Source organism: Streptomyces sp. NPDC094147 (genome assembly GCF_044764265.1).
In the GTDB taxonomy this organism is placed as follows: domain Bacteria; phylum Actinomycetota; class Actinomycetes; order Streptomycetales; family Streptomycetaceae; genus Streptomyces.
Window position 1 is genome coordinate 1 of sequence record NZ_JBIWHT010000065.1, and the last position, 10,525, is coordinate 10,525.

The following is a 10,525-nucleotide window of genomic DNA, read 5'->3' on the forward strand; positions in this document are numbered from 1 at the left end:
TCTCGGTGTGGGAGATCTGGGGGCCGTTGCTGACTGGTGGCCGGCTGGTTGTGGTGCCGTTCCTGGTGAGCAGGTCGCCGGCGGACTTCCTGGCGTTGTTGGCGCGTGAGGGGGTGACGGTTCTCAACCAGACTCCGTCGGCGTTCTATCAGCTGCTGCGTGAGGAGAAGGAGTCCTCGGCGGGGGTGCTGAGCGGGTTGCGGACGGTGGTCTTCGGCGGTGAGGCACTCGACCTGAACCGGTTGCGCCAGTGGTACCAGGACAATCCCGGTGGTGGGCCGGACATGGTGAACATGTATGGGATCACCGAGACGACGGTGCATGTCACTTACGCCCTGCTGGACCGCGAGGCTGTTGATGATGCGCGGGGCAGCGTGATTGGCCGCGGTATTCCGGACCTGGGTCTGTATGTGCTGGACGGTGCGTTGCGGCCGGCTCCGCCCGGAGTCGTCGGTGAGCTGTATGTGGCAGGCGCGGGTCTGGCCCGGGGGTATCTGAATCGTTCGGGGTTGACGGGGGAGCGGTTTGTGGCCGATCCGTATGGCCCGGCCGGAACTCGGATGTATCGGACCGGTGATCTGGTGCGCCGCGATGTGGACGGCAGCCTCGAATACATCGGGCGTGCTGACCATCAGGTGAAGATCCGTGGGTTCCGCATCGAACTCGGCGAGATCGAAGCCGCACTCACCGCGATCCACGGAGTCACCCAAGCGGCCGTCGTCGTAAGCGAAGACCAGCTGGTCGGCTACGCGGTTACCGACGCGGCCCCCCAGTCACTACGCGAGCAGCTGGCTGCGAAGCTGCCCGACTACATGGTTCCCGCGCACCTGGTGGTCATGGACCGGTTCCCCCTGACCGCGAACGGCAAGGTGGACCAGCGGGCGCTGCCCGAGCCGGCGTTGGGCGCGTCGGGCCGGTACACGGCGCCGCGCAACCGGGTCGAGGCCGCCCTCGCCGAAGCATGGGCGGAAGTCCTGGGCCGGCGGGAAGTGGGCATCGATGACAACTACTTCGCACTCGGCGGCGACTCGATTCGCAGCATCAGGGTGCTGGCGCTGGCCCGGCAGCGTGGTCTGCACTTCCAGATCGCCGACCTCCTGCGCCATGCGACGATCCGTTCCCTGGCACCGGTCGTGACTGTCGCCGAGGCGCACGCCGGGAGCAGCGAGGGCGAGGAGCCGTTCGCTCTGCTGCCAGACGGCCACCGGGCGGCGATTCCCGCCAACGTGGTGGACGCCTATCCGATGACCCGGCTGCAGATGGGCATGGTCCTGGCGAGCGAGCGGTCGGCCGCCTACCACAACATCGGGTCGTATCGGTTCAAGGCGCCGTTCGACGAACGGGCGTGGCACGAGGCGGTGTCGGGACTCGTAGCCGCTCACGAGATGCTGCGCACGTCCTTCGCCCTCACAGGCTTTGATCAGCCGGTCCAGCTCGTCCACGAGTCCGTGTCGGCACCTCTGACCGTCGAGGACCTGCGAGGCCGGGCCGACCAGGAGTCGCTGATCCAGGCGCGTTACGACCGTGAGCTGCGGACACCGTTCGACTGGACCCGGCCGCCGCTGATCCGCTTCCACGTACAGCGGCTGTCCGAGGACACCATGCAGCTGTTCGTCACCGAGCATCACGCCATCATGGACGGGTGGAGCGAGCGCTCGATGCTCTCCGAGCTTCTCAACCGCTACGCCGGCACGCACACGGCTCCGCCGGTCACCGCGCGCTTCCGCAACTATGTCCAGCTGGAACTCGACGCCCTGGAAAGCGAGTCGGACCGCCGGTTCTGGGCCGCCCAGATGGACGAGGCACCCTTCAACCGGCTGCCTCGCCGATCGCACCCGGGCGAGCTGGCGGGCAAGGACGTCGTCGGGCCACCGATTCCCCCGTCGGTACAGGACGGGATACGCGGCCTGACCGCGAAGCTCGGCGTTGCGGAGCGCACGATTGTGCTGGCCGCGCATCTGCGGGTCATGGGCCTGCTGGCGGGCACCAGGGACGTGGTGACGGGCGCGGTTTACAACGGGCGTACTGAGGAGCCGGACGGCGACCGGGTCGTGGGCCTGTTCCTCAACACTCTGCCCGTGCGCGGGCGGTTGGCCGGCGGCAGCTGGATCGATCTGATCCGGCGGACCGCCGACCTGGACCACGACATCCAGCAGCACCGCCGCTATCCCATGACCGAGATCATGCGGCTCAGCGGGCAGTCGGCGCTGTTCGAGTCCTTCTTCAACTACACCCATTTCCACGTCGAACGTGATGCCGCAAGCAGCGACATCCACATGGCCGCCGGTGTGGCCCAGACTGACTTCCCGTTCAGCGCGGATTTCCACGTCGACAGCTCCTCAGGAGAAATCGGGCTCTACCTGAGTTACGACACGGGGCAGTTCACCAGGGAACAGATCGAGCAGATCCACGGCCACTACGTGGCAGTCCTGACCGAAATGACCGAGCGGCCCGAGACCGACCACAGCAGCGCCAACCTGCTGTCGGAACCGGAGCGGCAGCGGTGGGAACAGTGGAACGACACGGCCGTGGCAGTGCTGGAGAGGACGCTGCCGGAGCTGTTCCGCGAGCAGGTAGCCCGTACACCGGGCGCGACCGCGGTGGTCTTCGAGGAGCAGTCGCTGACCTACGCGGAGCTGGATGAGCGCGTCGAGCGGCTGGCGAGGGTGCTGGCGGGCCGTGGTATCGGCGCCGAGTCGGTCGTGGCCGTGGCATTGGCGCGGTCGGTGGAACTGGTTGTGGCGCTGCTGGCCGTGCATCGGGCCGGTGCGGCGTATCTGCCGCTGGACGCGGACTACCCGCCACAGCGGCTGGAGTTCATGCTTGCCGACTCCGGTGCAGGGTGTGTGCTGACCACCCAGGGTGCCCGGGTGCCGGAGTCCGACGTGCCGTCGGTGTTCATCGAGGACCTGGATGCCTGTGCGCTCGGAGACCTGCCCGGGTTCTACCACTCGGCTCACCCGGCATACGTGATCTACACCTCGGGGTCGACCGGGCACCCGAAGGGCGTGACGGTGCCGCACGCCGGCATCGTGAACCGCCTGCTGTGGATGCAGGATGCCTACCGGCTGACCTCCGAGGACCGGGTGCTGCAGAAGACCCCGTCGAGTTTCGACGTGTCGGTATGGGAGTTCTTCTGGCCCCTGATCACGGGTGCGACGCTGGTGGTGGCCAGGCCGGAAGGCCACAAGGACCCGGTTTACCTCGCGGACCTCATCCACCGGCAGCACGTGACCACCGCGCACTTCGTGCCGTCGATGCTTGCCGCCTTCCTGGAGGAGCCGTCGGCGGCGCGGTGCGGGGGTCTGCGCCGTGTGCTGTGCAGCGGCGAGGCGCTGCCTCAGGCGGTGGCGGAACGGTTCCACGCGCTGCTCGGTGTGCCGTTGCACAACCTCTACGGCCCGACCGAGGCCTCGGTCGACGTGACCTTCGCACCCGTCGAGCCGGATTCGGCGACGGTCTTGATCGGCAGGCCCGTGTGGAACACCCGGGCGTATGTGCTGGACGCGGGTCTGCAGCCGGTTCCGGCCGGGGTGACGGGCGAGCTGTACCTCGCCGGCGTGCAACTCGCCCGGGGGTATCTGAATCGTCCGGGGTTGACGGGGGAGCGGTTTGTGGCCGATCCGTATGGCCCGGCCGGAACTCGGATGTACCGGACTGGTGATCTGGTGCGCCGCGATGTGGACGGCAGCCTCGAATACATCGGGCGTGCTGACCATCAGGTGAAGATCCGTGGGTTCCGCATCGAACTCGGTGAGATCGAGGCTGTGTTGGCGGCGGTGGATGGGGTTGCCCAGGCGGCGGTTGCGGTGCGGGAGGACCAGCCGGGTGTGAGGCGGCTGGCTGGTTATGTGGTGTCTGCGGCCGGGACTGTGTTGGACGTGGAGGTCGTGCGGGCGCGGGTGGCGGCGGTGTTGCCGGACTATATGGTGCCGTCGGTGTTGGTGGGGCTGGAGGCGTTGCCGTTGACCGCGAACGGGAAGCTGGACCGCAAGGCGCTGCCTGTGCCGGGGTTCGGCGCCGGCCGGCCGGGCCGGGCCGCGCGCACTCCTCGTGAGGAGGCGCTTCGGGGGGTGTTTGCCGAGGTGCTGGGGCTGCCCGGGGTGGGTGTCGACGACAGCTTCTTCGACCTGGGTGGCGACTCGATCGTCTCGATCCAGCTGGTGTCCCGGGCCCGCAAGGCAGGCCTCGTCCTCACACCACGCGACGTGTTCGTCCACAAAACAGTGGCCGCGCTCGCTGTCGCGGTGACCGAACGCGATGACGCGCCGGACGATTCAGATCCCCGAGCCGCGGGTGCCACCGGGCACGCGGCCTGAAAGGCCCGCAGTCGTACGGCGTGCGTCGGACATGGGGCCTGAGCAATCCGCAGTCGCACGGCGCACGTCGGGCTGAAGCCGCGGGCCTGCTCGCCCCGCACCCGCGCCGGAGGCGACGGGCCGGCCCCGGCGAAATGAACGGCCTGTTCCCGAGCGGTCCGGCGAGCCGACCGGCACGACCCGGCCGAACCGATCGGCCGGCACCTCTCTGCCCCCGCATCATCCTTCTTGCATCCTTCCCGACTTCAGAAGAGGAATTCTCATGCCTCCAAACATGCCAATTCGCAGGCTGAACCAGGATTCGGCAGAGCAACTGATTCAGGTCGCCGAAAAACTCCTCGTGGAACACGGATCTTCGACCGCGGCTTCTCTTTTTGAATCTCTGGAGCACGCCACCAACCTGTTGGAAAAACGTGTACGCGATCAATTCGCCCCGGAGTTCACTTCGGCCGGCCTGTTTGTCGTCCGGGGAATCGAAATCGATGACGCCGCCCTTGGACCCACACCCCTTCACTGGTCCCACGCAGCGCACGCGGGAGCGATCTGGGACGTGGTCCTGCTGCTCATCGTCCACCTGATGGGACGTCCGGTCGCCTGGGCGGGACAGCAGAACGGCCGCGCGGTCAACAACATCGTTCCTGCCGTCGGCCATGAGAACGAACAGACGGGAGCCAGCAGCACGGTCCTTCTGAGCCCCCATACGGAGGACGCCTTCCACCCGCACCGTGCCCACCTGCTGCTCCTGTGCTGCATGCGCAACCACGACCGGGTGGCCACCACTGCGGCGAGCGTGCGGCGCATCGGACTGGACGCCCAGGAGACTGCCCGGCTCACCCGCCCGGTCGTGCCCATTCTCCCCGACGACGCCTACGAGGAAGTCCCGGACTTCCACGGCGAACCCCCCGCGGTCCGGACCCTGTGGGAATCCCCGGACGGGCTCACCCTGCGGTTCGACCCGGCGTACACCCCGCTCGACCAGGCTGACGAAGGCTACCGGGCGGCGTATCAGCGGCTGGAGCAGGAACTGCTGAACGTGTCCATGGAGGTGGTCCTGGAGCCCGGGGACGTACTGGCTCTGGACAACGACGTCGCCGTGCACGGCCGGGTGCCCTTCCGCGCCCGTTACGACGGGACCGACCGCTGGCTGAAGCGAGCTCTGGTCCGGATTCCGGGGCGGCTCAGCCGTCCGGCGTCGGAACAGCAGGAGCACGGCTACGGCCAGTCCGCGATCGAACTGTGATCACTGTGGCGCGTGCACATCGGGGACAGCCTCTCCCCGGCCCCGCAGCACTGATACTCCGACCAGGCAGGGATCGAGCTGTGCACGGGCCACGTGCGGGGGCGATGCGGATCACCACGGGCCGGGGCGTGCCGGGCCGGGGCGCCCCGGCCCGCCGTCCGACCGCGCTCCCCGGCCTCCGACCAACTGATGACGCATCAGGCGAAGGAACGGCTCTCCATGCCCGCTCGAACACCGGTCCTGCGGAACCCCCTGGGCTCCCGGTTCCTCCTGCTGTGGAGCTCGGTGACCGCCGCCGGCCTCGGCGACGGCATCGCCCTGACGGCGATGCCCCTGCTCGCCGGGCAACTCACCGGCGATCCGCGTGATGTGTCACTCGTCTTCCTCGCCGAACAGCTGCCGTGGCTCCTGATCGGTCCGGTGTCCGGGGTCGTCGCGGACCGGCTCGACCGCAGACGGGTTCTGTGGATCACCGACTCGCTGCGGGCCGTGGTCGCAGGCATGTTCGCCGTGGTGGTCCTCGCCGGACAGGCTTCGATCCCGCTGCTCGGCGGGGTCGCCCTGATGCTCGGTGCCGGGCAGGTCATGTACGTAGGTGCCTGGGGCGGAATGGTGCCCGCACTCGTCGAGCCGGGCGCACGAACCCGCGCCAATGCGGTACTCCAGGCGACGGCGCAAGTGACGGCCAACCTGCTGGGATCGCCACTCGGCGCCGTACTCTTCACCACAGCACTCGCGGCACCGTTTGTTGCACAGGCGATGTGCATCGCGTGCGCCGCGTTCTTCGTCGCCGCGTTGCCCGGGAGTTTCCGTGCGCAGGCGGCCGACCCGAAACCGCGGGCATCCTTCCGGCAGGAAGTGACCGAGGGCATCCACTGGCTGTGGCGGCAGAGGACACTGCGGCTCCTCTCCGCGGCCAGCGGTGCCTACAACTTGGTGATCACCGGCCTCATCACGGTCCTGGCCCTCTACGCGAAGGCCATACTCGGCCTCGGCAGCGTCGGCTACGGACTGGTCATGGCGGCGTTCGCGGTGGGGGGCCTGGCCGGCGCTGCCGTCACCCCCCGGCTGTCCGGGCGGATGGGCCCCGGCAGGGTGCTCACCCTGGCCATGACCGGCCAGGCGGTGGCCGTGGCGGCGGCAGGCACGGTCTCCTCCGGCGTGGCGTTCGGCTGCTTCATCGCCGGCTACGGCGCGGCATCGCTGGCATGGAACGTCGTGGCCGTATCCCTCCGGCAGAGCCTCGTACCCGACCACCTCTTCGGCCGGGTCAACATGGCGTACCAAATGGTCAACGCGGGCATGAGCGCCCTCGGCGCGGTCACCAGCGGACTGATCGCGCACCTGCTGGGCCTCCGTGCCCCCTTCCTCGTCGGCGCAGCCCTGCTCTTGGCGGTCACCGCGTGGACCGCTCGCAGAATGCGAGCCCGTCTACCCGCAGCGGACCACACGCCCGCGTCCCTGCAGCCGGCCTCCCGGTGAGGTCCGTCGAGCGCCGTTACGGCCTGGTGAACTCACACCTGCTCATCACGAGACAGGTCGTCTCCACGTGCGTGGGCGGACGGTGGGAGGGGGTTTGTCAGGGGGGTGCGTACCGGTGGTGCTGGCCGGAGAAGAGCGGTTCGATGGCCGTCCAGTCCTAGCAGCCAGCCAGGAGATGCCGATCAGCAGGGGCTCGCCCGAGGCAGGCGGGAGATCCCGCACCGAGGCCCTACAGTGCCACCCGTACCGTCGCCGCAGCAAGGTGCCGTACCCGGAGACGGCGGGCTGCGATACCCCGAACATTTCCCGGCCAGGCCGTGCACCCCGTTGTGACGTTGTTGCGCAGCAGAAAGCACGGCACCCACCAACGGCAGCAGCGTCCGCGGCCGCGCCGCCCGCGAAATGAGCATGATCAGCTGATGCGGACTCAGCCCGACGGTACTGTGACCAACGCACCAGCCCTCGAACGAGTGTGCAGTGGTTGGCGCTTCACACGCTGTGCCGCGGGGACGATCCGCGTCCGACGGCCTCCACAACAAGATCAACCGCAGTTCTGCGTCGGATTCCGGGCTTGGCCGTGGTTCCTGTCGGCGCGGTCCTGGGGTCGCGGCACGCGGACATGCTCGCGGACGCCGGTGGACGGGATATGCCACTGCAGGGGTGGGCTGGCTCGGCCCCATTCTCCAACGACGTATCAAGGACGCCCGCTAGCTGAACGACGTCATGAAGCACTGCGTGGACAAGGGCGTCCCGCTCGACTTCTGCTGACCTGAAGTCAGGATGCGTGGCGTGGCCATGAGGTGCAGGCGGAAGTCGGCGAGGATACGAGAGTTGTCGTGGATCGCGGCTCATGACCGTTGGGCGACGCTCAGAGTGAGTACGTTCTCGGGGGTTCGCGACATTCGCGGTGACTATGGCTGGTGGGCGTCACGCTGACTTCGTGTGCGACGACACCCTGCACATCAACCTGCCCTGCCCTTCAGGCCCTTGGTCCCGGAGCTGCTTCTCGTCGAAAGTGCGTCGCTGGTTTCCGTTCGGGGACCTCCTCCCTATGGGGAGGAGGGCTTTCCTTTCTTCCTGACGTGAACGCGGCGACTGGGAGGGCGCCCTCCCAGTAGGCCTCGGCGGTCGGGGCAGGGGCTCGGCGTGGTCCAGGAGCTGCTCGTGCTCGGCTCCTTCGGCCGGCAGTGCCGCGGGGCGCGGGTGGCGAGCCGAGGCCGACACCGAGATCTATACGTTCGTCCTAATGTAAATGTCTCGCACGAACGTATAGATGTCGTCTGCGGTGAAGCCATGGACAACGGCATCGCCACCACGGCCCCGGTGAGATTCGCGGCCAGTCATGTCCCCGTCAACTGACGGAGGGTGGGAACTGGGCAGCACCCACGGCCCGCCCGTCGCAGACTGCACCCTCACGGCTGCTCGCCTCAGCACAGGCGCGGCATACGGGCCACTGGTGCAGCGCGTCACTACTCTCGTTGCCATGACTTCCCACTTGCTGCGTTCCGTCACCATCGAGCGGACCGGCGCCGGCCAGTTCACCGCGACCAACGTCCGCGGAGCCACGGTGGACTTCGGCACCGGCTCGGGCGCCGACTTCACCCCGGTCGAGCTCTTCCTGGCCGCGATCGGCGGTTGCACCGCCGCCGACGTGGACGTCGCCACGAGCCGCCATGCGGAACCTGCCACGTTTCGTGTGACGGTGACCGGCAACAAGGCCGAAGATGAACACGGCAGTCGGAGCTGCTTCTCAGGAAGCTTCAGCTCGAATTCGATGTTCTTGATCCCCTTGGCCTGGAGTTCCGCAGCGAGCCTTCGCAACCGCCAGATTAAAAGTCAGCACATCGAAACGCTCAAAATCGGAGGTCTCAATCCGGTCAAGCGTGTTCTGCGCGAGGCTTGAAAGCCTCTCCATGAACTCGCGAGGGGAATCCTCCGAGGTCAGAGAGTGGCGGCTGATTGTCACCATTGCATGCGGTGCGGAGCCATGGTAAGCGGAGGTATCGGCCACCGGACCTATTTCCGCTTACCAGACCGGAGAGCCTGGAGCTCGTCCGTAAGGGCCATGAGATGCTCCTGCTCGACAGCGGGAACTACGTATCCCAAAGACTCGGCCCTGGCCCGGAATTCTTCCGGAAGCACGGCATGGTGCCTGGAAACGTAGAACCAGAGGTCACCGCGCCAGACCCACTCTCCGTCCGTGAACATCGAACCGCCGCCCATGATGTTTTCGCCCGACCCGAGCACGTCGTCGACGACGCCCATGGAGGCGAAGAGCATATGCCCGCCGCGGAGATAAGAGGCGATTTCGCTCTCGTTCGGCTGCGGTGCATCCGCCACGAACGAGCGGATGCTGCTGGTGGCCTCCGGGCTCGACGGCCAAAGCTCGCTGTAGAAGCCGAGAACCTTCATCTTGACACTTCCCTTCAAGGACTACTTGGCAATGGGGAGGAAGGTCCTCCAGTATCCATCATTTTGCACCTCCGGTACTTGGCCCTTTGGTCGTGAGGGGTAGATACCCACTTCGTCCGTCGGAGCCATGACCGGAACACCCAGTTCGTTCGCCAGCTGCTGCGCCGCAGGGATATCTGTTATGCCGTCGCGAATCCGTCCCGTATGGCAAGAGATGAGCCTGATGGGCCCACCCTTGTAACTGGGATTGTTCCTGATGGCCTCAACTATGTGGAAGGGGTGCACCTCGCCAGGCGGGAAATCGACTCCAGCGGCATTCTTCCTGCCGGGCATGAAGAATCCCTTGTCATTACCGTGAACGATCACGTCGTGGTAGCCGTCTAGCCGTGCCGTGAATTCCCGGTTCAATTGGGTCATGCTGTCGTAGCCGATTGTAGTCAGGTGCGGCTGCTGGTAGACGTGGTCACCAGTCGCCAGCACGACGTCACCGTGCTCCTTAGGTGGAGCGGGCAGCTTGGATTCCGGCGCGTCCGGCGGGACATAGTCCGACCGCATGGTGTGTGCGGGATCCGGCGCGGGCTCCGCCGCCCCGTGATCGGTGTCCTTACTGGCGGAGTGATCGGCATTGCCATGGTTGCCGTGTTCGCCAGTGTGCCCTTCGCCGCCCCCACTGCCGACGTCGCCGCTGTGACCGGAACCGTGACCTGAGGGGTCGTGCGGACTGGTGCCGCCACCGGTCGGATGGTCCACGGCGTGGGCGCCCGTGGACGGCGTGGTGTGCGTACCGACACCCCTGGGTGGCTCATGCGCTGCGGTGGGGCGCCCGATCGAGTCGCGGGTGGTGTTGTCCAGCGTTCCATGGCCGGCTCGTTCACCAGCGGCAACGAGCACGGGCGATTTCACCCCGGGCAACGGGGGCTCCGCCGCGTGCGGCAGGGAGCTTTTGAGCTGGGCGATCTGGTCGGCTGAGAGCTCGACGTGGGCCGCGGTCTTGGTGCCGTCGGGGTGCGTGACGGTGTACTCGCCGTCCGTGAAGGAGAGCTTGGTGCCGTCGGGCCATTCGGCGTAGGTG

At 67.2% G+C, this 10,525-nt stretch carries 5 protein-coding genes and 1 pseudogene; 4 read left to right on the top strand and 2 right to left on the bottom strand.

Annotation, left to right across the window (positions count from 1 at the left end):
* Positions 1 to 5: 5 nt before the first annotated feature.
* The 4 genes from ACIQ8J_RS35415 (at position 6) to ACIQ8J_RS35430 (ending at position 8,944) form a co-directional block, all read left to right on the top strand.
* Complete coding sequence (locus ACIQ8J_RS35415) at positions 6 to 4,319, top strand: amino acid adenylation domain-containing protein (RefSeq protein WP_403278168.1); 4,314 nt, start codon at positions 6 to 8, stop codon at positions 4,317 to 4,319.
* Positions 4,320 to 4,869: 550 nt separating this feature from the next.
* On the top strand, positions 4,870 to 5,559 hold the full coding sequence (locus ACIQ8J_RS35420) for a TauD/TfdA family dioxygenase (RefSeq protein ID WP_403278164.1): 690 nt from the start codon (positions 4,870 to 4,872) through the stop codon (positions 5,557 to 5,559).
* Between the two features lie 219 nt (positions 5,560 to 5,778).
* A complete protein-coding gene (locus tag ACIQ8J_RS35425) occupies positions 5,779 to 7,041 on the top strand; it encodes an MFS transporter (RefSeq protein WP_403278165.1) in 1,263 nt (420 codons plus the stop codon).
* Between the two features lie 1,483 nt (positions 7,042 to 8,524).
* Entirely contained in the window at positions 8,525 to 8,944 is a 420-nt protein-coding gene (locus ACIQ8J_RS35430) for an OsmC family protein (protein WP_403278166.1), read from the top strand.
* A gap of 113 nt (positions 8,945 to 9,057) precedes the next feature.
* Here ACIQ8J_RS35430 and ACIQ8J_RS35435 read toward each other — a convergent pair whose 3' ends face one another.
* Together ACIQ8J_RS35435 and ACIQ8J_RS35440 are read right to left on the bottom strand one after the other, a co-directional pair.
* Positions 9,058 to 9,453, bottom strand: coding sequence for a hypothetical protein (locus ACIQ8J_RS35435; RefSeq protein WP_403278167.1), 396 nt, complete (start codon positions 9,451 to 9,453; stop codon positions 9,058 to 9,060).
* Positions 9,454 to 9,474: 21 nt separating this feature from the next.
* Positions 9,475 to 10,525: pseudogene (locus ACIQ8J_RS35440) on the bottom strand (hypothetical protein); the annotation flags it as partial.